Raw genomic sequence first — 24,282 nt, forward strand, 5'->3', positions numbered from 1 at the left:
TGATGCGGATTTCGAAAAAGGCGCGCATGAACCGGCTGTTCCGCAATGGTGGATGCTTGGACGTTGCCATTGATCACGGGGTTTGCAACGAGCCGAGCTTCCTCGTCGGGCTGGAGGATATGGCTCAAACTGTCGACAGGCTGGTGGAAGCAGCTCCCGATGCCATCCAGATGACCTACGGACAGGCGGACCTGCTGCAGCAAAGGCCGCAGCGCGACAAGCCGGCGCTCGTCATGCGCATCGACATGGGCAACCCCTATAATTCAACGCGCCACAGAACCATGTGGTCGCAGCTCCAGAATTATCACGATCCGATCATCGGCGCGCTGGAGATGGACGCCGCCTGCGTCGTCGTGAATCTGTTCATGTTGCCGGACGAGCCGGAACTGTTTCGCCAATGCGTCGAGAATATCAGCCGCGTGCGCGCCGATTGCCATCGTTACGGCATGCCGCTGATGATCGAACCGCTGGTGATGTTGCCCAATGACGTGCGCGGCGGTTACCAGGTGGATGGCGATGCTGAAAAGATCGTCACCCTGGTGCGTCTTGCTTCGGAAATGGGAGCCGATATCATCAAGGCCGATCCCACCAGCAATCCGCTGGATTTTTACAAGGTCATCGAGGCAGCGCGGTGCCCGGTTCTGGTGCGGGGCGGGGGGCGTGAGGACTTGCGCAACGTGCTGGCGAAATCAGCGGCACTGGTGGCCGAAGGTGCGAACGGGATGGTCTATGGACGCAATATCTACCAGCATGACAACCCCAAGGCCGTCGTTGCGGCCTTGATGGCTATCATCCATCAGGGTGCGGGCAGCGAAGAAGCATGGGACATCTATAATCGTGGCTGATAAAAATCATATATTGGGTCTGGATGTCGGCAACACGGTTATCAAGGCGGTGCTGTTCGACACGGCCGGCCGGCAGGTCGCGCAACACGCCATCGACGGCCATTCGACATTTCCGCAGCCCGGTTACGTCGAGCGCGATCTGGAGGAGTTGTGGCGCAACGGATGCGAGGCGATCCGCCAGCTTCTGGCAAAATCGTCCGTCGATCCCCGGAGCATCCTCGCCGTCGGTTGCGCCGGCCACGGCAACGGTCTCTACCTGCTGGACAAGGATCAGCAGCCCCTGATCGGTATCCAGTCGCTTGACAGCCGAGCCGCCGATGTGGCGGTAGAGCTTGACCGGAAAAGCGGCGCGCAACTACAGAACCGTTGTCTGCAACGGCCTTGGCCCGCGCAAACGCCCAGCCTGCTGGCCTGGGTGAAAAGGCATGCGCCCGATACATATGCCCAGATCGGAACGGTGCTGTTCTGCAAGGATTTCCTGAACTTCCGCCTGACCGGTTGTCTTGCCAATGATATTTCCGATCTCAGTGGTGCGGGGTTGCTTGCCTTCCCCGAAGCGAAGCTCGACCGGGAACTCCTGTCGCTCTACGGGCTTGAGGATGCCGTCGCCTTTTTTCCGCGCCTCGTAGAATCGGCGGATATCGTCGGCCATGTGACAGCTGAGGCTTCGGCTCTGACGGGGCTTTCCGAGGGCTCACCCGTTATCGGTGGTTTTTTCGATGTCGTCTCCAGCGCCATGGGGTCGGGCGTCATCAACGCCGGGGAGGCTTCTATCATCGCCGGCACCTGGAGCATTAATCAGGTTTTCGCGGATAAACCGGTCATCAGCCCCGATGTCTTCATGGTCACGACCTTCGGACGTGACCGCTATGTCAATATCGAGTCCAGCGCCACCTCTGCGGCCAATCTTGAATGGTACGTGCACCGTGTTCGCGGTGACCATGGTGACCATGCCTTCGAGCGCTGCAACGATCTGGTCGGTTCCGTTTCGCAGCGCGCCGACGATCCGTTCTTCCACCCGTTCATCTTTGGCTCGCGACTGGGCGAGGAATTTCGGGGCGGGTTTTATGGTCTGGCGGGATGGCATGGCGAAGGCCACATGCTGAGAGCCCTGTTCGAGGGTGTGTGTTTCGAACACCGCCGCCATATCGGCGTTCTCAGGGAAGCGGGGCTGCCGGTCGACAGTGCCGTCATGTCCGGCGGCGGTTCCCGCAGCCAGCATTGGCCGCAGATCATGGCGGACGTTCTTGAAATCCCGCTGCGTGTCGCGGAGGCCCGCGAGACCGGCGCGCTTGGTGCGGCCATCGGCGCGGCCGTGGCGGTCGGTCTCTATCCCGGCTATGAAGCGGCGGTCGCAGCGATGACCCGCGTGGCCAGTGCCTACCGGCCGGATGCGGGGCAACTCCCGCATTATAGGCGGCGCTACGGCCTCTACACACAATTGACCGACCAGTTGCGCGGCTTTTGGAGTGATCTGCGTTTGCAGGACTAAAGGCTCCCGGTTTTCCTGATCAGCGGCACGCAATGATGCGTGCCGCATGAGCTTGCTCGTAGCTTGCAATATATGCTGGCGTTTCGGAAGGTTCGGATATCACGTAATATTTTGTTTGTACTGTAATATTACGGTTTTATAATTTATTTCTGTTTTCTTAATTGCGCTAAAAATATGAATTAAAGTAATTTTTAAGCATAGTTTTCTAATATTATCGTCTGGTCTGGTTGCTGACATTTTGGGCTTGCGCGCAGCGACCTCAGCCGTCGCGGCCGGGATTTTTTGTGGGGATGTGACATGCTGTTTAAATCGACAACGGGCCGTAATATCTTCGCAGTCGCCGCATGCGGCGTCGTTGCAACGATCGCGGCTTCGGCCGTGCTGTTTTATCGGTCCTTTGAGGATACGAGGGCCAACAGTATGGAGCGTATGCAGCAGATCGCGCAAGCTGAAGCCCTGACGACCGAGAAAAATATCGGCGGCATGATTCACATCGTCAATAGCCTCGGCTCGGTTCTGGAATCGATGAAGCAGTCGGGCGATGCCGATCGGAGCAAGGCCGATCAGCTTATCCGGCACATGCTGGCGAACAATCCCGATTTGCTTGGTCTCTGGACCGGATGGGAGCCCAATGCCTTCGATGGCAAGGATGCGGATTTCGTCAACAAGGAGGGATATGATGCGACTGGTCGTTATGTACCCTATTGGGTGCGGAGCGGAGGCAAAATAAGCAACACCGCATTGACGGATTATACCACCGCGGGTCCAGGCGATTATTATCAGTTGCCCTTCACATTGAAGAAAACAGTCGTCATCGAACCCTATTCTTACGCAATCGATGGCAAGGAGGTTCTGATTACCTCGGTCGCCAAACCTGTCATCGTCGACGGTAAAACTCTGGGCGTCGCTGGCCTCGATCTGTCGCTGGAGGAAACGAACAAGGCGTTGTCAGCCGTCCGGCCGATGGGAACGGGCTTCATGAGCCTTGTGAGTGGCGGCGGCAAGATCATCAGCCATCCCGATGCGACGATAATGGGTAAGAACCTCGCAGATGGCGGCGCACAAACTGCAGGCTGGGATAAACTGATCGCCAATCCCGGAAAAGAGCTGGAAATGACGGCACAGGACGGCACGGTTTCCCTTGCCGTCGCCTTGCCGGTCATGCTCACCGGCGACATGAAATGGTACGCAATCGTCTCGGTTCCGGAAGACACGGTCTTTGCGCAGCTGCATGCAATGATACGTGACGCCGTCCTGACGATCGTTACGGCGGCGGTGCTGCTGGCGTTGGCCGGCTGGTTTATTGCACGGCGGTTCATCAACCGCATCACGAATGTCATCGATGAGACCGCCCAGATCGCTCGGGGAAATCTCCAGCTGACATTGAAGGATATCGAGACCAGGGACGAGATCGGCGATCTTGCCCGCTCGCTTGACGTTTTGCGCGAAAACAATCGTGAAAAAGCCTTGCTGGAGCAGGAAGCGGAAGCCAACCGAACTCTTGGCGAACAGGAGCGGGTGGCCCGCGAACACAAGGCGGCCGATGAGGCGAGCGGCATCCGTTTCGCGGTTGACAGTCTGGCTCACGCGTTGGCCAGGCTCGCAGATGGCGACGTGTCCTGTCGTATCAACGATCCCTTTGTCGAGCGGTTCGATGCCGTGCGTAACGATTTTAACGGTTCTGCCGGGAAGTTGCAGAACGCGCTTCTGCGGGTATCGGATAATGCCGCCGGTATTGATGCCGGCGCTAATGAAATCAAGGCAGCCTCCGATGATCTGGCAAGGCGGACGGAACAGCAGGCTGCTGCCGTGGAGGAAACCGCCGCAGCTCTTGAAGAGATCACAATAACCGTGAAAGATGCCGCGAACCGTGCGCATGAGGCGGGCCGTCTGGTTTCCCGCACGCGCATCGGTGCGGAACGATCGGGCGAAGTCGTGCGTCAGGCCGTGATCGCGATGGAGCGGATCGAAAAATCCTCGAACGAGATTTCCAGTATCATCGGTGTGATAGACGAGATTGCCTTCCAGACGAACTTGCTGGCACTCAATGCCGGCGTGGAAGCGGCGCGAGCCGGCGAGGCGGGCAAGGGTTTTGCCGTGGTGGCGCAGGAGGTGCGCGAACTTGCGCAGCGTTCTGCCGGCGCGGCGAAGGAAATCAAGTCGCTGATCACAAAATCGAACCAGCAGGTCGAAGAGGGCGTGCATCTTGTCGGCGACACCGGCAAGGCACTCGACGCGATTGTCGCCGAAGTGCAGGAGATCAACCAGCACGTCGCCGCGATCGTCGAATCCGCGCAAGAGCAGTCGTCCGGCCTTCAGCAGATCAATACCGCCGTGAACCAGATGGATCAGGACACGCAGAAAAATGCCGCGATGGTGGAAGAAATGACCGCCGCAAGCCACAATCTTGCAGGCGAGGTCGATGCGCTGAACCGGTTGCTCGGCCAGTTCGAGCTGGGTTCAGGCGCACTTGCTCATCGGGGGGCTCTCAAGGCGGCTTGATCGGCCGCCACGGGGTTTAGTTCGCTTCACGTCCAGCGCCGCCAACCACAGGAAGCGGCCTGACAAAGCGCTGTTCCAGAACCTCGCTTCCCCATTGGCTGCCGGGACGTTCCTCTACACAGGTAAAACCTTGGGCCTCGTAAAGATGCCGTGCTGCCAAAAGTCCGTTGAAAGTCCATAGATGGGTTTCGGCGAACGCTTTTTCGTCCGTGAACGCAAGGGCGGTTGCCAACAGCCTTCGCCCGACGCCGCCGCCACGCACGCCATCATCGACGATGAACCAGCGCAGATGCGCGGTTCCCGGTCCCAGATCTTCACCGTCGATTGCGACGGAGCCGATGATATCGTCTCCACGCATTGCGACCCAGATCGCATTTTGCGGGCTTTCGAGCCGGTTGCAAAAGGAGGCCAGACCTTCGGCAACAACGGATTCGAAGCGCTGGCCGAAGCCTGATGTCCGGGCATAATAAAGCGCATGCATTTGCGTGATACGGGCAATAAGGCCGGGCCTGTAGCCCCTGACGATTTCGATCGGGGGAGCCGCGGCGTCGGCCCGGTCTCCCAGCGCGTCGGCATAAAGGCGAAGCCCGTCAAGGATTTTTTGGCCATCCGCAGGCGCGAGCCGCGACAGTGCGTTTGATACCTGTCGGTTTGCAAAGGTGTGGATGGCTTCGACCCGCTTCTGTCCTCGCCCGGCGAGGCGCAACCGCTTGATACGACTATCCTCTTCGTCCGTTTCTTCCAGAACATCGCCCGAAAGAACCAGTTTGCGAAGCATGCGGCTGATGCTCGACTTTTCAAGCCGAAGCATCTTTCCCAGATCGCGTGCGGAAATGCGTGGGCATGCCTCGATCTCGATCAGGGCGTGCACGGCGGAGGGCGGCAGATCGGTGCCGGCAAAGTCTCCACCCATGAAGCCGAGTTCGCGCACGAGCCGACGCGAGGTGGAGCGGATATCGTTTATGGGAAAGGGTCTTTCGGACATGCCAAAATCCATTATGGTTGCATCATGCAACCATAATCATATTTGATCGGTCTTGCCAAGGTCACCACTGCGCAGCGCCGATAACATGAAAACCTCTCGAAACCGCTGTGGTGGTATCAAAGGGATCATTCGGTACGGGTGATTATCCGACTATATTGTCGATAAGCTCGACAGGCCTCGATTTCCTCGCGCTGACACCGCTCTAGTCACGAAACCGCAGGTTCCGGCGTGTCAGTTGGTCGACGGTGGTGCAGCCCATCAGCTTCATGCCGCGCTCGATTTCGATGCGCATCAGCTCAAGCGCCCGCTCGACACCCGGCTGTCCGGCGGCGGCAAGCGGGAAAAGGTAATAGCGGCCAAGCCCGACGGCCTTCGCCCCCAGAGACAGGGCTTTGAGGACGTGCGTTCCGCGCTGAACCCCGCCATCCATCATGACATCGATACGGTCACCGACTGCGTCGACAATCTCGGCCAGTTGGTCGAAGGCGCTACGCGAACCATCGAGCTGGCGACCGCCGTGATTGGAAAGCACGATGCCGCTGCAACCGATATCGACGGCGCGTCTGGCGTCCTCCACGGACATGACACCCTTCAGACAAAAAGGGCCGCCCCATTCACGCACCATCTGTGCGACGTCGTCCCATGTCATGGATGGGTCGAGCATTTCGGTGAAATAGCGACTGATGGAGAGCGCGCCGCCGTCCATTTTGATGTGGCCGTCGAGCTGGGGCAGGCTGAAGCGCTCATGCGTCAGATAATTGATCCCCCAGGCCGGCTTGATGGCGAATTGCGCAATGCCGGAAAGATTGAGCTTGAACGGAATGGCAAAACCGGTGCGCTTGTCGCGCTCACGGTTCCCACCCGTGATGCTGTCCACCGTCAGCATCATCGTCTGCACACCCGCAGTCTTGGCGCGCGCCATCATATCGCGGTTGAGACCACGGTCCTTGTGGAAATAAAACTGATAGACCTGTGGGCCGCCGCTGATCCGGCGCGCTTCCTCGAGGCTGGTGGTGCCGAGTGAAGAAACGCCGAACATCGTGCCGAATTTTCCGGCTGCGGCCGCAACCGCCCGCTCCCCCTGATGGTGGAAGAGACGCTGAAGCGCCGTCGGGGAACAATAGACCGGCATCGCCAGCTTCTGCCCCATGACGGTGACAGACATGTCCACATCGGCCACGCCCCGCAACACGTCGGGAACGAGATCGCAATTGTCGAAGGCGGTCGTGTTTCTCCGGTACGTCACCTCATCGTCGGCAGCACCGTCGATGTAGTTGAAGATCGGTCCGGGAAGACGCTGTTTAGCCATTCGGCGAAAATCGTGGAAATTGTAGCAGTCTTTAAGTTGCATTTGTTAGTCCGCCGATCCGCTATGCAAACGTTAAAAGATGAAACCTGTCCCGGGAATTCTGCGTCTCATACGTCCGTCAAGCTGCCTCAGCTGCGCAGGCCCGGCGCTTCCTGTCCGGTGCTTTCGACATATTCCGTATATCCGCCGCCAAATTGGTGGATACCGTCAGGCGTCAGTTCCAGCACCCGGTTGGAAAGGGCGGCCAGGAAATGGCGGTCATGCGAAACGAAAAGCATCGTGCCTTCATATTCCGACAGGGCCTTGATCAGCATTTCCTTGGTGTCGAGGTCGAGATGGTTCGTCGGCTCGTCCAGCACGAGGAAATTCGGCGGGTCGAACAGCATGGCAGCCATGACCAGACGGGCCTTCTCACCGCCGGACAAAACGCGGCAGCGCTTCTCCACATCGTCACCGGAAAAACCGAAGCAGCCGGCAAGGGCGCGCAGCGGTGCCTGCCCGGCTTTCGGGAAACGTTCCTCCAGCCATTCCAGAATGGTGCTGTCACCATCAAGAACATCCATGGCGTGCTGGGCGAAATAACCGAGCTTGACGCTGGCGCCGAGAGTGACATTGCCGGAATCCGGCGTGGTCGTGCCAGTCACGAGTTTCAGCAAGGTGGATTTTCCGGCACCATTGACACCCATGATGCACCAGCGTTCCTTGCGCCGCACCATGAAGTCCAACTCGCCATAGATCGTGCGGCTGCCATAGGCCTTGTTCACTTTCTTCAGCGCGACGACATCTTCGCCAGATCTCGGCGCCGGCGCAAATTCGAAAGCGACCGTCTGGCGCCGCTTGGGCGGCTCGACGCGGTCAATCTTTTCGAGTTTCTTGACGCGGCTCTGCACCTGTGAGGCATGCGAGGCACGCGCCTTGAAGCGCTCGATGAACTTGATTTCCTTGGCGAGCATCGCCTGCTGGCGTTCGAACTGCGCCTGCTGCTGCTTTTCGTTCTGCGCACGCTGCTGTTCGTAAAAGCCGTAGTCGCCGGAATAGGTGGTGAGGTTGCCAGCGTCAATTTCGATGATCTTGGTAACGATGCGGTTCATGAATTCGCGGTCGTGCGAGGTCATCAAAAGCGCGCCGTCGTAGTTCTTCAGAAAATCTTCGAGCCAGATCAGGCTTTCGAGATCGAGATGGTTCGAGGGTTCGTCGAGCAGCATCACGTCCGGGCGCATCAGAAGGATGCGGGCGAGCGCCACGCGCATCTTCCAGCCGCCGGAAAGTTTGGCGACGTCGCCATCCATCATTTCCTGACTGAAGCTCAGCCCGTCCAGAACCTCGCGCGCGCGGCCCTCCAGCGCGTAGCCGTCCAGTTCTTCATACCGCGCCTGCACTTCGCCGTAACGCTCGATGATGGCATCCATTTCGTCCATCCGGTCGGGATCGGACATGGCGGCTTCCAGCTGCCGAAGTTCGGCTGCGACTTCGCTGACCGGGCCGGCGCCTTCCATGACTTCGGCCACGGCGGAACGGCCGGACATTTCGCCGACGTCCTGGTTGAAATAACCGACCGTCATGCCCTTTTCGACGACGACCTGTCCCTCGTCGGGCTGTTCCTCGCCGGTCATCATTCGGAACAGCGTGGTCTTGCCAGAGCCGTTGGGGCCAACAAGGCCGATCTTCTCGCCGCGATTGAGCGCAGCGGAGGCCTCGATGTAGAGAATGCGGTGACTGTTCGACTTGCTGATATTTTCGATGCGGATCATGACAGGGGCCTGTGAATGGGAGCGGCTCTCCTATGCCATGTGTCGCCGGCGCTGTCACCTGCCGCGCACGCCGTGCCAGCCATGCAACCCGGCAAGGTCGCCCAGGGAACATCGCTCCCCGGAAGCGGGGTCGTTTCCGGGGGATGCTGGCTTGATTTTCCCTTAATTGGTCAGCGTTGCCAAACTGCCGGCAGCCTTGCGGGCAATTTCGCCGAAGGCGGTAACGATCTGCTCCATGTTTTCAGGCGCGTAATAATTGTCGAGACTGGACGCACAATGTTGCAGCAGCGACTTGCCCTTGTCCGGCGCCATGAACGCGACGCTGAAAATCTTGATACCGTCTTTCTTGGCCGTATCGCAGGTATTGCGCACGGTCTGGTCGATGCTGGAACTCCAGGAGGAGCTGTTCCCCGTCATTTCGCCATCCGTCATGAGAACGATGTATCGCTCGAAGGATTCGCTTTTCTTGTCCTTGTGTTCTTTCGCTTCAACGGTATTCGCTTTTTTAAGGGCGTTGTATGCGGCATTCAGACTGCTGCGGGCATCCGTACCGCCAGACGGAAACTCCGGGATCTGTTTGTCGACATAGGTGGCAACGCTGCTAGTACCCCAAGTGATAGGCTGGGCCGCGTAGGTCTCATGCGTATAGACCGAGGCTCCTGTTCGAACCAGTTCGGAACCGCCGTTGGCGGTATAAGTGGGATCGGCCTTGTTCAACGTCGCGACGAGATAGCCGACCGCGGTTTTTAGCGAAGTAGCCTTGTTGACGTAGCAGGGCGATGTATTTTTGAGATTGGGATAACTCCCCCAGTTATCGACCGTGTAGTTCTGGCACGACGTTTTCTTGGTGTTGAGCGTATCGGTCTTGAAGGACATCGAACCCGAGCGGTCGAGCACCAGATACATGGAGATCGGCGCGCCCTTGTTGACAGTGCTTACCGCGGTGCCTGTCGCGGCAAGATCGAGTGTTTTCGCCCCGAAGAACCCCAAGAGCGGATTAAGCTGCATCTGGTAGTTTATCGTGGTCTGGATGGTGTAGGTCTTGCCGCGCGCATCGTCCGTTGTGCCAATATTGACTGGAGAGTTTTTCTCGAGCGCCTTCTTCTCCTCCTCGGTCAGGGTCTTTTCCATCTGGCTGGCGATGAAGGCCTTGGCGATTTCCTTGATTTGTTCGTCCGTCAGAGCGCCTTCTTTCAAGCGTGCCTCGGTCGCCGCCGCGAGAGCCGCCGAATCCGCCGTGTTCTGCAGGTCCGCTTTCACCTGCATCACATTCGCCAGCTCCATTCCGGCTCCGGCAAAACCAAGCAGCACCGGCAGCAATATTGCCGTCATCATGCCAAAATTGCCGCCCGTATCGGCAAGGAAACGGCGCGTCATTTTTTGATATGCGGAGGAGATCATAACGGGCTCACTAATTAGAACATTAGACTGAGCGCAGGAAACCCGCAAACGATGTAGAATCCACTAATGCAGACGGTTAAATTTTATACGTCGCTCAAATTGGGGCAGTTTTTCAAGTATTAATTCGAGTATGCTCATAATAACACGTAATGTATCATTACTGGACGGGAATGACGTCGACGGCCTGTTTGATCTGCTGGTTGCCGTAGCTCTTCAATACGCCGATCACCGGCGCGACATCGGAATAGTCCCGACCATAGCCAACGACGATATGGTCGCTGCCGGCAACGATATCGTTTGTGGGGTCGAGCTCCAGATAACCGGCGGCCTCACCGCACCATACGCGAACCCAGGCATGCATCGCATCGGCACCTTCCAGACGTTCCTTGCCCGGCGGGGGGATGGTGCGCAGGAAGCCGCTGACGTAACCGGCGGGAATGCCGAGGCTGCGCAGCGCCATGATCATGATATGCGAAAAGTCCTGGCATACGCCGCGTTTCAGCTTGAAGGCTTCCGACGGTGTCGTATCGACAGTCGTCGCCTCACCGTCATAGGTGAAGTCCTTGTGTATGCGTTTGCACATCGAGAGTGCGATTTCGCGAATGGTCATTCCGGGCTTCAGCAATTCCCGCGCATAGGCCGATATCGCCGTATCCGTCCCTAGCCGCGGGCTGGCGCCGATGAAGTGATGCGGTGACTGGAAGTCAACCGACCAGACGTCGGCAAGGTCTTGCGGCAGGCGTGAAAGCTCGGGTGAAAAATCTGCCGTCAGCGCAGGTGCCTCCACCATCACACGCGCCTGCATGCGGATATCCAGCTTTTCGTGCGGTGCGCGCAGATGCACTGAGGTGGCCGATTGATGAAAGAAATCTTCAAAGACCGCCCGTTCTTCCGGCACCGGCGAAACATCGATGGTGCCGGCGATGAAGCGCTGACGGCCCGGGATCGAAAGGGGTAGCACGCGGATGATGTGACGCGCGCCATGGGCCGGCGTGTCGTAGGTGTAACCCATATGCAGGGAAAGGTCATAAAGCATCGGGTTATCCGAGATATGTCTGGGCCAGAACATCGGAGAGATGTTCCATGTCCGTTTCGAGCTGTCGGTAGATCGCGCCGTTCATGTTTTCCGGCGTCATGACGGCAAGGCCGGAATGCAGCCGCATCGCCTCGCGGTAAAAGGGCGACATCTGGCCGTTCGTAAATGCGTTCGGCAGCTGCTCCACCTCGGTACGAATCTCGTTCAGCTGAAACAGGATGGACCGTGGGTTGAGCGGATCGAGCGCCAGAAGATCGGTGACGGTCAGACCCGCCGTGCTGACATTGTAGCGGCGGCGATGGGTCATGACGCTATCACCGATTTCGAGCAGCATGTCATAGGATCCATCTGGCGCATCTGGTCCGGTCATGTGGCCGAGAAGCCTTGTCATATGCAGGCCACGCTCGAGATAGCGGCCGATCGACAGGAAACGCCAGCCGGTGAAACGATACATGTTTTCGTGCACGAGACCGGCGAAGCCTGCAAGCTTGCGAAGGAGGATCGTCATGGCATGGGTCGCGTCGTCGCCCGGCGAAACCTTTGCGTGGAACCGACGGGCAGTCTTGGCAAGGTCATTCAGCGCAAGCCATCCGTCCGGCGAAAAACGGTCTCGGATGTTGCTGGCGGAATAGAGCGCGCTGTTGATGTTGTTCAGCAGGCTTTCCGGCACGGCATCGTTCATTTCCACATCCAGCGCTTCGAGATAACGCGTGACATGCGCAAGCAAGGGCTGACGTGGGTCGGCGGATTCGGCATAACGTCCGTGCCAGGCGCGCAAGATGCGCAATGCGCCTTCCGAACGTTCGATATAGCGGCCGAGCCAGAAGAGATTGTCCGCCGCACGGCTTGGCAGGCTGCCCGGCATATTTCGGGTGAAGCTTTCTTCCGCCGGTAAAAGCGTGGTGCGTTCCACCGGCTTGTCGCTGACGATCCAGACATCCGCAGCACTGCCGCCTGATTGCATGGCGATGGCCGATACATCGTTGCTGCTGCCGATCCGCGCAAAGCCGCCCGGCATGATCTGCCATCCATCCTGGGTGCGGGCGGCAAAAACGCGAAGGCTCATCGGGCGCGGCACGAGCTTGTTGTCGATATAGGCCGGCGTGGTGGAAAGCGTCACCACCTCTTGGCCGACAAGCCTGTGGCCATCGGAAGCGAGCCAGTCGCTGATCGATTCCTTCGCCGTTTCACGTAAGGACGAGCCGAGCACGGACTGACCGTTGTCTTCGAAGAAGGGCAGCCGGGAATAGGCCGGGCCGATGACCATGCCTTCGATATTGCCGGCAACGTGGCGGCGCTCGGATTCCTGTCCGCACCACCAGGTCGCGATGGACGGCAGTTTCAGGTCTTCGCCAAGCAGGTGGCGACAGACGCGCGGCATGAAGGACAGCAGGGCCCGTGTTTCGAGAATGCCGGTGCCGAGCGCGTTGACGATTGTCAGTGCTTCATTGCGCAGCGCCTGCACCATGCCGGGCGTGCCGATGTGGGATTGCTGGTTCAGTTCCAGCGGATCGGAATAGGAGGCATCAAGGCGCCGCCAAAGCACGCCGATCGGTTTCAGTCCGGCCACGGTTCTTACCATCACGCGGCCGTTGACAACGGTCAGATCCTCACCCTCTAGCAGCATGAAGCCGAGATAGCGGGCGATATAGGCGTGTTCGAAATAGGTCTCGTTTGCGGGGCCGGGCGTCAGCACGGCGATGCGGTCATCCGGATGTTTTCTGTGCGACTGCAAGGTGTCGCGGAAAGCGCCGAAGAATGAAGCGAGACGGTGAACATGGGTTTCGGCATAGATGTCGGAAAGCGCGCGTGTGGTCGCCACCCGGTTTTCCAGCGCAAACCCTGCGCCGGAGGGCGCCTGTGTCCTGTCGGCCAGTACCCACCAGTTGCCATCAGGTCCGCGTCCAATCTCGAACGAGCAGAAATGCAGATAATGGCCGCTTGCTGGTTTTACGCCGACCATCGGCCGCAGATATTCCGGATTGGAGGCGATCAGTGCCGGCGGTACGTAACCTTCCTTCACCAGCCGGTTTTCGCCGTAAAAATCGGCGACCATGGCTTCCAGAAGATTGGCGCGCTGTTTAAGCCCTTCGGAAAGAACCGTCCATTCCTTGTCGTCGATCAGCACCGGAATATGGGAGATCGGCCAGTTTCTTTCGCTGCTGCCCTTGCTGTAATCGCGGTAAAACACGCCCGCATCGCGCAGATAGCGGTCGGTGCGGGCAAAGCGCTCATGCAGTTCGCGTTCCGACATGCGCGACAGGGCACCGAGCAGGGTTTTCCAGACCGGTCTGACCTTGCCGTTGGTATCGAGCATCTCATCGGCCACGCCGGGCAAGGTGGAGTAGTCAAGCCCGCGCGATTGCGCGCTCGTTTCCGTCTTGCGTTCCGTGGCCGGGGCTTTGGACAATTTACACTCCGTATGGCCGGCGCAGATCGAGCGTCAGCGGAAATTCTGGCGACACGGTTTCCGCCATCAACGGATATTGCCCGGCCGTATGTCCCCATGGTTCGAAACGGGCAAGGCGGCGTGCCTCGGCCTCGTTGCCGTTGACGGGAAAGGTCTCGTAATTGCGACCACCCGGATGAGCAACATGGTAGATGCATCCGCCGATCGATCGTCCCGACCATGTATCATAAATGTCAAAGGTCAAGGGCGAATTGACCGGCAGAACGGGATGCAGGCCGGAAGAGGGCTGCCACGCCTTGAAACGAACACCGGCCACCGCAACGCTTCGGTTTTCCGTCGGAGTTAGCGGAACGGCGCGACCGTTGCACGCCACGGTATAGCGCGCAGGGTTGGAGGTTTCGAGGCGGACCTGCATACGCTCGACGGAGCTGTCGACAAAACGCACGGTTCCCCCGATGGCACCCTGTTCGCCCATAACATGCCAGGGCTCCAGAGCCTGGCGCAATTCCAGCTTCGCGCCTTCGTATTCCACCTCACCGAAGAAGGGGAAACGGAACTCCTGCTGGGCTGTGAACCATTCCGGCTTCAGGTCGAAGCCATTTTCCCTCAGGTCTCCGAGCACGTCGATAAAGTCCGCCCAGATGTAGTGCGGCAGCATGAATCGGTCTGCAAGTGCCGTGCCCCAGCGCACGAATTTGCCGGCGGCGGGGTTTTTCCAGAAACGGGCGATGAGGGCGCGCACCAGCAATTGCTGGGCGAGCGACATGCGGGCATTCGGCGGCATTTCGAAGCCGCGGAACTCCACAAGACCAAGGCGGCCGGTCGGCCCATCCGGAGAAAACAGCTTGTCAATGCAGATTTCGGCGCGGTGGGTGTTGCCCGTCACATCCGTCAGGAGGTTGCGGAACAGGCGGTCGACCAGCCATGGCAGCGGCGGCGCACCCTGGCCAGGGGCAGGCACCTGCGCCAACGCGATCTCCAGTTCGTAAAGACTGTCGTGGCGGGCTTCGTCGATGCGGGGCGCCTGACTCGTCGGTCCGATGAACAGGCCGGAGAACAGGTAGGAAAGCGACGGGTGCCGCTGCCAGTGCAAGACAAGGCTTTTCAGAAGGTCGGGACGGCGCAGGAAAGGGCTGTCATTCGGGTTGGCCCCGCCCACGACCACATGGTTGCCACCACCGGTGCCGGTGTGACGACCATCGATCATGAATTTGTCAGCGCCCAGACGCGTCTGTCGCGCCTCTTCATAGACCGCCGTGGTGATGTCGACACAATCCTTCCAGCTTGCGGCCGGGTGGATGTTGACCTCGATGACGCCGGGATCGGGTGCGACACGGATGACATTGATACGCTCGTCATGCGGTGGAGCATAACCTTCGATATGGACGGGCAGCCCGAGCTCGGCCGCTGCCGCTTCTGCCGCTGCGACCAGTTCCAGATAATCCTCGATGCGTTCGACAGGCGGCATGAAGACGCAGAGCCGTCCATCGCGCGGTTCCACCGACATGGCTGTGCGCACCGCGCCGCCGATTTCACCAAGCGTCTGCTCGATGCGTTCCTGGCCGGATGCCTCATCCGCGTGGAAAGACGCTTCCGGCATGGTGCGTCCGGAGGGCTGGAATTTCTCGGGAAGCGGCGCTCGCGGGATCGAAGGGTCAGCTTCATGGATATATGGATAGGCGGACGGCGGCACATGGGGCAGGGTACCAAGGGGCAGGCGGTAACCTACCGGGCTATCGCCTGGAACGAGAAAAATCTTGCCGCGCCGTGTTTTCCATTTCTCGCTGACCCAGCGTTTGTCTGTGGTGGGCTTGGCGTTCCACGCCTGCACCGGAAGAATATAACCCGTCGGTGTCGTCAGCCCGCGTTCGAACACGCGGGCAAGGCGATTGCGTTCTTCCGGGTCTTTCAGTTTCGAGTTGGACGGATCGACATTTTCGGGAAGACTACCTTCCTTGATGATCCATTCGGCCGGATCCTCATAGGCCGGAAGCACCAGATCCGGCTCCACACCGAGATGAGTGGCGATACCGCTCAGTAGCTTTTGCGCGTCGTCGGCCGCAACACCGGTATTTGCGCCTTCTTCGGCAATCAGCGCAGGGTTCTGCCAGATCGGCAGACCGTCCTTTCGCCAGTAGAGCGAAAATGTCCAGCGCGGCAGGCTTTCGCCCGGATACCATTTTCCCTGCCCGTAATGCAGGAAGCCGCCGGGCGCGAAACGTTCGCGCAGGCGGCGGATCAACACGTCCGCTTTTTCGCGTTTCGTCGGTCCAACCGCGCCGGTGTTCCATTCCTCGGATTCGAAATCGTCGATGGAAACGAAGGTCGGCTCGCCGCCCATGGTCAGCCTGACGTCATGGGCGTTCAGAACCTGATCGACCTTTTCGCCGAGTGCATTGAGGCTCTCCCAGCTCTCATCGGAGAAGGGTTTGGTGATGCGCGGGGTCTCGGCAACGCGCCGAACCTGCATGTCGAAAGCGAATTCCGTATTGGCCTCGCCGAAATAACCGCCGGAAATCGGCGCGGCATTGCGGAAATGCGGCGTTGCCGCCAGCGGAATATGGCTCTCGCCGGTCAAAAGCCCCGAAGTGGGGTCGAGACCGACCCAGCCGGCGCCCGGCATATAGACCTCGGCCCAGGCATGCAGATCGGTGAAATCGACCTCTGTCCCTGACGGGCCATCCAATGCCTTGAGATCCGGTGTCAGCTGGATGAGGTATCCCGACACGAAACGTGCGGCAAGGCCGAGATGTCTCAAGATCTGAACGAACAGCCAGCTGGTGTCGCGGCATGAACCCTTGCCGGAAGCCAGCGTTTCTTCCGGCGTCTGAACACCCGGTTCCATGCGGATGACGTAACCGATTTCCTGCTGCAGACGGGCATTGAGGCCAACGACCATATCCACCGTCGGCTGCCCGGGTGTGTGGTCCACGGTGGCCATGAAGGCGGAAAGCAGGGGGCCGGTCGGTTCCGGTTTCATGTATATGGACAGATCTTCCCGCAGCTCCTGCGGATAATCGAACGGCCACTTGGTCGCCTCTTCCTCAACGAAGAAATCGAACGGATTGTAAACCGTCATATCGGCGACAAGATCGACCTCGATCTTGAATTCCGTCGCCGGCTCGGGAAAAACGAAACGGGCGAGATAATTGCCGTATGGGTCCTGTTGAAGGTTCACGAAATGATTTGACGGCGAAACCTTGAGAGAATGGCTGATAACATGGGTTCTGGAGTGCGAGGCGGGCTTCAATCTTATGATTTGCGGTCCAAGGCGAACCGGATTGTCGTATTTATAATGCGTCAGATGATAGATGCTCGCTTTGATCGCCATTAATCTGCCTTGCCCGGTTTTCCGGTTTATGCGGTTTGTCCGCCCCTCTGAAATTATTTGGATTTTGTGCAATGCAGGAAAAGAAAGCAAGGATCATTTCCGGAGGCAACCGCATTGTTGGCCGAGGCGCCGATGTTTGCCGGCGCGAAGAATTGCCGCGGCTTTTTAATTGTCTCCCTGGGGATTTCTCCGCGGTTGTGGACAAGGTCGAACGGCGTGTTATTGCTGGGCATCGCAAGGTGCAGGATCGCAAACCGCTTTCCTTGCCGACTGACGTTTCGGAATGGAATGAATGGCAACAACGGTGACCGACGATCAGCGCAAGAGTGCGGCGAACCTTTCGGGCTTCGATCTCGATTTTCGTTCGCAACTGCGCATGATGGGCAATGCCTTCTGGACGTCGCCGGTTCGCAACCGGCTGATATTGCTGTCGATTGCCCTGCTCACGGTGATATTGCTCACCGCTTACGGGCAGATCAGGCTCAATGAGTGGAACGCGCCGTTTTACAATGCGCTGGAGCGGCGCGATCTTGACGCCTTCCTCCACCAGCTCGAAGTCTTCGCGATCATTGCCGGGCTGTTGTTGCTTCTCAATGTCATTCAGACCTGGCTTAACCAGATGACGGCGCTGAACATGCGCGAGGGTCTTGCCAAGGATATGGTGGACCAGTGGCTGAAACCGGGGCGCGCCGCCCGCCTTGCCGGTTTCGGCACGATTGCGATCAATCCGGACCAGCGTTTGCACGACGATGTCCGCAACCTTGCGGAAAGCAGCACGGCGCTTTCCATCGGCCTTGTGAATGCGACGATCCTGCTCATCAGCTTCATCGGCGTTCTGTGGACATTGTCGGCAGGCTTTTCCATCACGATCAACGGCGATCCGGTCGCGATTCCCGGATACATGGTCTGGGCGGCGATCCTTTATGCGGGCTCGGCGTCCCTGCTCAGCAACCTTGTCGGCTATCGTCTGGTCGGCCTGAATGCTGAACGTTATTCAAAAGAGGCCGAACTACGCTTTTCCCTGATGCGGGCCAGCGAAAATCTGGCGGCGATTGCGCTTGCGCGTGGTGAAAAAAACGAGCGGCGGCGGATCGGCGTCGATATCGATGCCGTGCTCGGCGTAATCCGCGGGCTCGCTTTAGCAATGACGCATCTGACCTGGGTGTCGTCGGGCTACGGCTGGTTGGCGGTTGTGGCGCCCATTCTTATTGCAGCGCCGGTCTATTTTTCCGGCAACCTCACCTTCGGCGGGCTGATGATGGCCGTCGGCGCCTTCAACCAGGTCAATACCGCACTTCGCTGGTATATCGACAATTTCGGGCCGATTGCCAGCTGGAAGGCGACGTTGCAGCGTGTTTCGGTGTTTCGCAACGCTCTGATCCAGATGGATAGCGTTGAACAGCACGGCCTCGCAATCGATCTTCAACGGAGTGCCGACAACGAAAAAATCCGCCTTCGGTCGGTGACTATCTGTCGTGATGCGGGCGGGCAGGATCTGGAGCGTGGTTTCCGGCTGCGTGAGGCCGAGGTTGAAATCGGGCGGGGTGATCGTCTGATGATCAATGGCGAACAGGGCGTGAACCGGCGGCTGCTGTTTGCCGCCATGGCCGGCCTGTGGCCATGGGGGCAGGGCAGGATAGAAATGCCCGAACAGTCCGACACGCTTTTCATTGCCCAGCACGGCTATTTGCCAACAGGTACGCTGCGCGAAATTCTGGCCTATCCGCGCGCGCCCCAGCGGTTTGCGGAGGCAGACTATGTCGCGGCGCTGACCGCGTGCGGTCTCGGTGAAATGGCGCCCCGGCTTGATGAACACATTCGCTGGGACAAGAAGCTGGATTCGGATGAACAGGCCAGCATCAGGATCGCCAATGCCCTGTTGTTGAAGCCGAAATTCATCGTCATCGACGATTTGCTGGAAGGGCTGGAAAAACAGACACAGGATACGCTGGCGGAGGTTTTGAATGGGATCGACGGCGTAGCGATTATCTATATCGGCAGATCAGAGACATTTCTGTCGGTTCTTACCCCGGCTTTGGCCCATCTGGACCATGCCCCCATGAAGGAAAATACCGTAAAGCCGGATATCGCTCCAAAATAAGCCGCCGGGTTATGCTGCTGTTGACACTATCGTGCGGATCAAAGCCGCAAATGCCATTTTTCGAGGTCCAGCCGTTGCTGTTTGGCAAGGCTTATGGTGCCGTCCGGCTCCATCTGCGAGCGCAGAACAAAGGTGCCGGTCGCCAGGCTGATGGCAATGACGCTGGCAACCGCGAGAATGATACGGTCGTAGCGCTGCTGTATCTTATTGTTTCCACTCCAGTCATAGGCCATTCGCACGCCCTCGCGGTTTTTTGGAATCGTGCCGCATCATGGTTAACCGAAGCTTACGATGGCTTCGTGATTCCTTGCTGTTTTGGAAGGGCTGCCGCGAAAAATCGGCTATTGGCTGAGGGGGCGCGGTTGTTTAAATCCGGCGGCGGGAGGTTCTTGAAAGGAATTTGATATGGAACAGCAACCGCCCGCCGATATGGAACTCACGCTCAGAACGCTTGCCATGCCGGCTGACGCCAATCCGGCCGGCGACATTTTCGGCGGTTGGGTGATGTCGCAGATGGACCTTGCCGCCTTCGTCCGCGCCAATGATGTGGCAGGCGGGCGTACCGTCACAGTGGCGGTTCATGAAATCGTCTTCAAGAAACCGGTCAAGATCGGCGATACATTGTGTGTCTATACCAGGATCGAAAAGGTTGGGCGCACCTCCGTCACGCTCAAGATCGAGGCCTGGACCCGCAGGCACTATCAGGATTCCCGGGAAAAGGTTACGGAGGCCGTCTTCATCATGGTAGCGGTGGATGACAAAGGCGAGCCGCGCCCTGTGCGCAAAGAGGCGTAAGGCGCTTGCCTTCGAAGCAAACTTCCGACCGTTCGCAGGCAGCCGAAAGAGCATGAGGCTCTTCGGCTCCGCCAATTCGATCTCCGAACGCGCAATACTTTAGAAATATCCAATTTATTTATCAATTTTTGCGATCAAGGTGTGGAATAGGGCGGGGATCAGGCTGTGACCATTCCAGGTGTTGTTATTGTTGGTGGCGCTCACGGCACGCTTGCCCTTGCCCGCAGCCTTGGCACCCTTGATGTGCCTGTGCACTATATCACCCATGATTCACCGCTGCCGGGCTGGTCGCGTTTCGTGACGAACACGATCCGCTGGTCCGGTCCTCATGATGCAGGGGCGATGGCGTTTTTACGCGATATGGCAGAGAAGCATCATCTGAAAGGTTGTCTTCTGGTGCCATCAGGGGATGGCGAGGTTCAGCTCGTTTCACAACATCGCGACGAGCTTTCCGCCCTTTACAAAATCGTCCTGCCTGATTGGTCCTCCCTTCAATGGTTGTGCGAGAAACCGCTGCTCTACAAACGCGCGGCGGAACTCGGTGTCAGCTTCCCCCGGACCTATGCCATGGCCTCGTCCGATGACGCCGATGCGCTGGACGTGACGTTTCCCGTTATCCTGAAGCCGAATATGGGCGGGGGCGATACCGCGATTTCCCGGGCGAAGGTTATCCGCGCCGATGACAGGCAGGCGCTGAAAGCCGCTTTTGCCGCTGCGAGCGGCGAGATCGGCGCGGGCAATGTCGTCGTGCAGGAGCTCATTCCCGGCGGGGGAGAAAGCCAGTTTTCCTATGCGGCGCTCTGGCGCAATGGCGAGCCTGTTGCAGAATTCACCGCCCGACGACTGCGTCAGTATCCCGTCGATTTTGGTTACACCAGCACCTGTGTCGAGGTTGTCGACAACCCTCAAGCGATCGATGCGGCAAGGAAAATATTGAAATCGGCTGGTCACAGCGGGTTGGTCGAGGTGGAGTTTAAGCGGGATGGCAGGGATGGATCGCTGAAACTTCTCGACGTTAATCCGCGCCCATGGTCGTGGTTTGGCCTGTGTTCAGCGGCCGGCATCGATCTCGGCGCGCTGCTGTGGCAGGTTGCCAACGACGTGCCGCGCGGCCAGATGCTCGAGGCGCGGCAAGGTGTGTCATGGTCCTATCTTGTCCGTGATGCCATTGCCGCATTGACGTTGAATCGACGGGGACAGGCGGGAATTGGGGACTATGTCGCCTCTCTGCGCACAATCCGCAGCTGGGCGGCTTTTGCGGCGAACGATCCTTTGCCGGGCCTTATCGACCTGCCCCTCACGGTCTGGAGAGTCATCAAAAAACGGGTTCTGCCCGGTTTGAAGTTGCGGTAATCGGCAATGGTGTTTTTGCGGTCGGTAAAACGCTCTCTGAAATATGGGGTCATAAGGGCGGGGCTGGAGATAGCTTCCCTGCCGGCGGTTCGTGCGGCTTTTCCGGCTCTTGCCGGGCGTGGCGTGATCTTCACTCTCCACCATGTTCGTCCGGACGAGGAAGCGTCAGCTTTTGCGCCGAATGCACACTTGTCGATCACGCCACAATTTCTGGAAGAGGCGATAGAGGCGGCGCTCGAATGTGGTCTCGTTCCCGTTCATCTACACGATCTGCCGGGCCTGCTCGCCGATAATTCCGAGAAACGGTCGTTCTGTGCTTTCACGCTTGATGATGGCTATCGCAACAATGCCGAATATGCTGCACCGATTTTCCGAAAATATGCTGTTCCCTATACGATTTTCATCACGCCGGGTTTTGTGGAGCGGACGCGTAGCGTGTGGTGGGAAACTACTGCCGCGCTGACGCAGAAAGCCACGTCCTTTGAATTCGATTTCGGGACAGGGCCGGAGGAGATTAAATCCGGCAGCCTTCCACAAAAAGCGGAAGCCTTTGCGCGTCTGGAAAACTTAGTCCAGATGTTCGCGGAGGACGAGGCGGTGGAGAGGATCGACCGTGTCGCGGGGCAACATGGTATCGATCCGATCGCGATCGTGGAAAAACTCGTCATGGATGCGGCCGAACTCAAGGCGCTGTCGAGCGATCCCCTGGTCCATCTCGGCGCGCATACCATGATGCATGTGAACATGCGCAAGATCGATGCGGCGCGCCTGGCCTACGAAATCGAGGAATCGACAAGACGGGTGGAGACCTATGTCGGCCGTCGGCCGAGGTCCTTTTCCTATCCCTATGGCTGGATGAAGGCCGTGGGAGAACGCGAGGCGAAAGCGGTGTTTGATGCGGGATTTCCCGTAGCTGTTACCACGCAGGCCGGTGTTCTTGGGGCCCATAGCCTTGAAAAGCCGATGCTGTTGCCGCGCGTTTCGCTGAACGGCCGCTTTCAGAAAAAGCGCTTTGTCAAAGCGCTCATCTCAGGCCTGCCTTTCCGGTTCGTCTAGGGATCAATCTCTCCCTGCCATCTTTCGCCGATGACGACGACGTGTGTCGGTGCGGCTAATCGAGCTGTCGTGTTGTTTTTGTTATTCACATCCATTTATCTATTGATTATAAATAAATTTATCGAAGGAAAACATTACAACTTTTCTTAAGGTTTCGCCCGTGCTGTTGATTTTTTCCGATGACCTGACCGGTGCGCTTGATGCGGCCGCCCCCTTCGCCGGGCGTGGGCTTTCGACTGAAGTTGCGATCGGTCTTGAGGGCGTCCGTGCAGCGGTGGCCGATGCGCCGGCCGTCCTCAGCGTCAATCTGGGTTGTCGGGATGGCAAGGCGGATGAAGCCCGCCGCCGCACGCAGGAACTGATGGCACTGGTTCCGGATGATACAGTTCTGTTCAAGAAGATCGATTCCCGCCTGAAAGGACATATCGCCGCGGAAATGGATGCTGTTTCCTATCGGCATGCGCTTGTAGCGCCAGCCATTCCGGATTTTGGACGCATCGTCGTAGACGGTTCCGTGTCCGGCTTTGGCGTTGACGGCACGATTTCGGTTCATGAAAGACTGGGGGGTCACGCCAGCCGCTGCGCAATACCAGACACCCTATCGCATGCGGACATCAGGGAGGCTTTGCTTGCCGGGCGCGCAAACGGGGTTGATCTTCTGGTGGGCGCGCGAGGGCTGGCCGAGGCGCTGGCCGAAATGATGACAGCGCAGGCAGTGCCCGAAGCGGCATCTATTCCCGCGGGTAAGGGCCTTTTCGTCATAGGTTCGCGCGACCCGATCACCGTTGAACAAATTGAAATCCTTAAAGGAACGGGGTTGGTATCGGTCACCGATGCACCCAATGGCGTCGTGCCCTTTCACGCGCATGCTCGTTCCAGCCTGACGCTCGTTTACGCGACGCAAGGGGCGGAAGATCTTTCCCCGCTCGAGGTTTCAGACCAGCTGGCGTATGGCGTCGTGCCGCTTTTCACCACCGGGACCGACACGTTGCTTTTGTCCGGCGGCGCCACGGCCGAAGCGGTGCTGCTTGCCATGGGGGTATCGCGTCTGCGCCTTGCCGGCGAGTGCCTGCCCGGTCTTGGTGTCGGCTGGTCCGGCGACCAATGTATCATTGCGAAGTCAGGTGGTTTTGGGCAAGCTGACACGTTGAAACGGATTGCGAAAATGATGCTTGGCGAAAATGACGCTGGAGAAAGCTGACCAGATGGGGCTGATGAAAGAAACGGCGCGCAAGGCACTTCCGGACATTATTTTCGAGAGAATGCACCGGGCGATCAAATCCGGCGCCTACAAGCCGGATGAACGGCTTCCGACCGAACATGAACTCGCCATGGAATTCGAAGTGTCGCGACCGGTGGTCCGCGAGGCGCTTCGGCGGCTGCGCGAACAGGGGTTCATCTATTCGCGAAGGGGTTCCGGCAGCTATGTGCGGGCATTCGGCCTGCGCGAGCCGCTGGGCTTTGGCCAGCTCGAAAATGTCGCTGACCTGCTGAACTGTTATGAATTCAGGCTGACTCTGGAGCCGGCAGCGGCGGCGGCGGCGGCCCTGCGGCATGATGGCGAGAGGCTCGTCGCAATCAAAAAGGCGCTCGAGCTGATGCGGGACGCAACCAATCGCCAGTCCCACCGTGAGGATGCCGATTATCAGTTCCACCTTGCCATCGCGCGGGCGGCACGGAATAGCTATTTCTCGACTGCGATGGAGGCTCTCAAGGACCACATTGCGGTGGGAATGAAGTTTCACGGCATGTCGGTGAAGCGTGAGGCATCCGGCCTTACCCGCGTGTTTGCCGAGCACGAGGCGATTGCGGTGGCGATTGCCGAAGGAGATGCCGAGGCCGCGCGGCGGCTGATGCACGACCATCTGACGGGATCACGTGACCGCCTCTTCGAGTCTTCGCATACGGATTGAGG

18 protein-coding genes are annotated in these 24,282 nt (G+C 58.6%); 10 read left to right on the top strand and 8 right to left on the bottom strand.

The window, feature by feature from the left end; translation table 11 throughout:
- Positions 1-2 precede the first annotated feature (2 nt).
- From ACQZ63_RS07010 to ACQZ63_RS07020, 3 genes are all read left to right on the top strand, one after another.
- Positions 3-845, top strand: a complete 843-nt coding sequence (locus ACQZ63_RS07010) for a class I fructose-bisphosphate aldolase (protein ID WP_113555479.1) — start codon at positions 3-5, stop codon at positions 843-845.
- A complete protein-coding gene (locus ACQZ63_RS07015; RefSeq protein WP_162763576.1) occupies positions 838-2,337 on the top strand; it encodes an FGGY-family carbohydrate kinase in 1,500 nt (499 codons plus the stop codon). Before ACQZ63_RS07010 ends, ACQZ63_RS07015 begins: the two co-directional genes overlap by 8 nt.
- A 297-nt stretch (positions 2,338-2,634) precedes the next feature.
- Positions 2,635-4,839 carry a methyl-accepting chemotaxis protein gene (locus tag ACQZ63_RS07020; RefSeq protein WP_113555451.1) on the top strand — a complete coding sequence of 735 codons (2,205 nt, stop codon included), beginning with the start codon at positions 2,635-2,637 and terminating at the stop codon, positions 4,837-4,839.
- A gap of 16 nt (positions 4,840-4,855) precedes the next feature.
- Here the strand turns inward: ACQZ63_RS07020 and ACQZ63_RS07025 are convergent, their stop codons facing one another.
- The 7 genes from ACQZ63_RS07025 to ACQZ63_RS07055 all read right to left on the bottom strand — a co-directional run bounded on the left by ACQZ63_RS07025 (position 4,856) and on the right by ACQZ63_RS07055 (position 17,062).
- Positions 4,856-5,824 carry a GNAT family N-acetyltransferase gene (locus ACQZ63_RS07025; protein WP_448799115.1) on the bottom strand — a complete coding sequence of 323 codons (969 nt, stop codon included), beginning with the start codon at positions 5,822-5,824 and terminating at the stop codon, positions 4,856-4,858.
- A 202-nt stretch (positions 5,825-6,026) separates the two neighbouring features.
- Positions 6,027-7,175: an alpha-hydroxy acid oxidase gene (locus ACQZ63_RS07030; protein WP_111801866.1), complete on the bottom strand. Its 1,149-nt coding sequence runs from the start codon at positions 7,173-7,175 to the stop codon at positions 6,027-6,029.
- A gap of 86 nt (positions 7,176-7,261) precedes the next feature.
- Positions 7,262-8,884 carry an ABC-F family ATP-binding cassette domain-containing protein gene (locus tag ACQZ63_RS07035; protein WP_003511539.1) on the bottom strand — a complete coding sequence of 541 codons (1,623 nt, stop codon included), beginning with the start codon at positions 8,882-8,884 and terminating at the stop codon, positions 7,262-7,264.
- Positions 8,885-9,046: 162 nt separating this feature from the next.
- A complete protein-coding gene (locus ACQZ63_RS07040) occupies positions 9,047-10,285 on the bottom strand; it encodes a vWA domain-containing protein (protein WP_013761916.1) in 1,239 nt (412 codons plus the stop codon).
- 157 nt (positions 10,286-10,442) lie between these two features.
- Positions 10,443-11,321 carry a transglutaminase family protein gene (locus ACQZ63_RS07045; RefSeq protein WP_003511536.1) on the bottom strand — a complete coding sequence of 293 codons (879 nt, stop codon included), beginning with the start codon at positions 11,319-11,321 and terminating at the stop codon, positions 10,443-10,445.
- A 4-nt stretch (positions 11,322-11,325) separates the two neighbouring features.
- Positions 11,326-13,731 (bottom strand): circularly permuted type 2 ATP-grasp protein, encoded by a 2,406-nt coding sequence (locus tag ACQZ63_RS07050; protein WP_003511535.1) that lies wholly within the window; start codon positions 13,729-13,731, stop codon positions 11,326-11,328.
- A 1-nt stretch (position 13,732) separates the two neighbouring features.
- Positions 13,733-17,062, bottom strand: coding sequence for a transglutaminase family protein (locus ACQZ63_RS07055; RefSeq protein WP_113555449.1), 3,330 nt, complete (start codon positions 17,060-17,062; stop codon positions 13,733-13,735).
- A 71-nt stretch (positions 17,063-17,133) separates the two neighbouring features.
- On the opposite strand from ACQZ63_RS07055, the gene ACQZ63_RS07060 reads away from it, so the two are divergent.
- The gene (locus tag ACQZ63_RS07060) at positions 17,134-17,370 is read left to right on the top strand and encodes a hypothetical protein (RefSeq protein ID WP_003511532.1); all 237 of its coding nucleotides are present in this window, start codon (positions 17,134-17,136) and stop codon (positions 17,368-17,370) included.
- Positions 17,355-19,163 carry an ABC transporter ATP-binding protein/permease gene (locus ACQZ63_RS07065; protein ID WP_025595330.1) on the top strand — a complete coding sequence of 603 codons (1,809 nt, stop codon included), beginning with the start codon at positions 17,355-17,357 and terminating at the stop codon, positions 19,161-19,163. Before ACQZ63_RS07060 ends, ACQZ63_RS07065 begins: the two co-directional genes overlap by 16 nt.
- A 38-nt stretch (positions 19,164-19,201) precedes the next feature.
- Here ACQZ63_RS07065 and ACQZ63_RS07070 read toward each other — a convergent pair whose 3' ends face one another.
- Entirely contained in the window at positions 19,202-19,396 is a 195-nt protein-coding gene (locus ACQZ63_RS07070; protein WP_013761913.1) for a hypothetical protein, read from the bottom strand.
- Between the two features lie 172 nt (positions 19,397-19,568).
- On the opposite strand from ACQZ63_RS07070, the gene ACQZ63_RS07075 reads away from it, so the two are divergent.
- From ACQZ63_RS07075 to ACQZ63_RS07095, 5 genes are all read left to right on the top strand, one after another.
- Entirely contained in the window at positions 19,569-19,958 is a 390-nt protein-coding gene (locus ACQZ63_RS07075) for an acyl-CoA thioesterase (protein ID WP_003511527.1), read from the top strand.
- Between the two features lie 165 nt (positions 19,959-20,123).
- Entirely contained in the window at positions 20,124-21,311 is a 1,188-nt protein-coding gene (locus ACQZ63_RS07080) for an ATP-grasp domain-containing protein (protein ID WP_111801864.1), read from the top strand.
- Between the two features lie 6 nt (positions 21,312-21,317).
- Positions 21,318-22,367 carry a polysaccharide deacetylase family protein gene (locus ACQZ63_RS07085; RefSeq protein ID WP_111801863.1) on the top strand — a complete coding sequence of 350 codons (1,050 nt, stop codon included), beginning with the start codon at positions 21,318-21,320 and terminating at the stop codon, positions 22,365-22,367.
- Between the two features lie 160 nt (positions 22,368-22,527).
- On the top strand, positions 22,528-23,568 hold the full coding sequence (locus ACQZ63_RS07090) for a four-carbon acid sugar kinase family protein (RefSeq protein ID WP_113555448.1): 1,041 nt from the start codon (positions 22,528-22,530) through the stop codon (positions 23,566-23,568).
- Between the two features lie 4 nt (positions 23,569-23,572).
- Positions 23,573-24,280 carry a FadR/GntR family transcriptional regulator gene (locus ACQZ63_RS07095; RefSeq protein ID WP_003511522.1) on the top strand — a complete coding sequence of 236 codons (708 nt, stop codon included), beginning with the start codon at positions 23,573-23,575 and terminating at the stop codon, positions 24,278-24,280.
- Positions 24,281-24,282: the final 2 nt, after the last annotated feature.

The sequence above is a fragment of the Agrobacterium sp. CG160-95 genome (genome assembly GCF_053521725.1).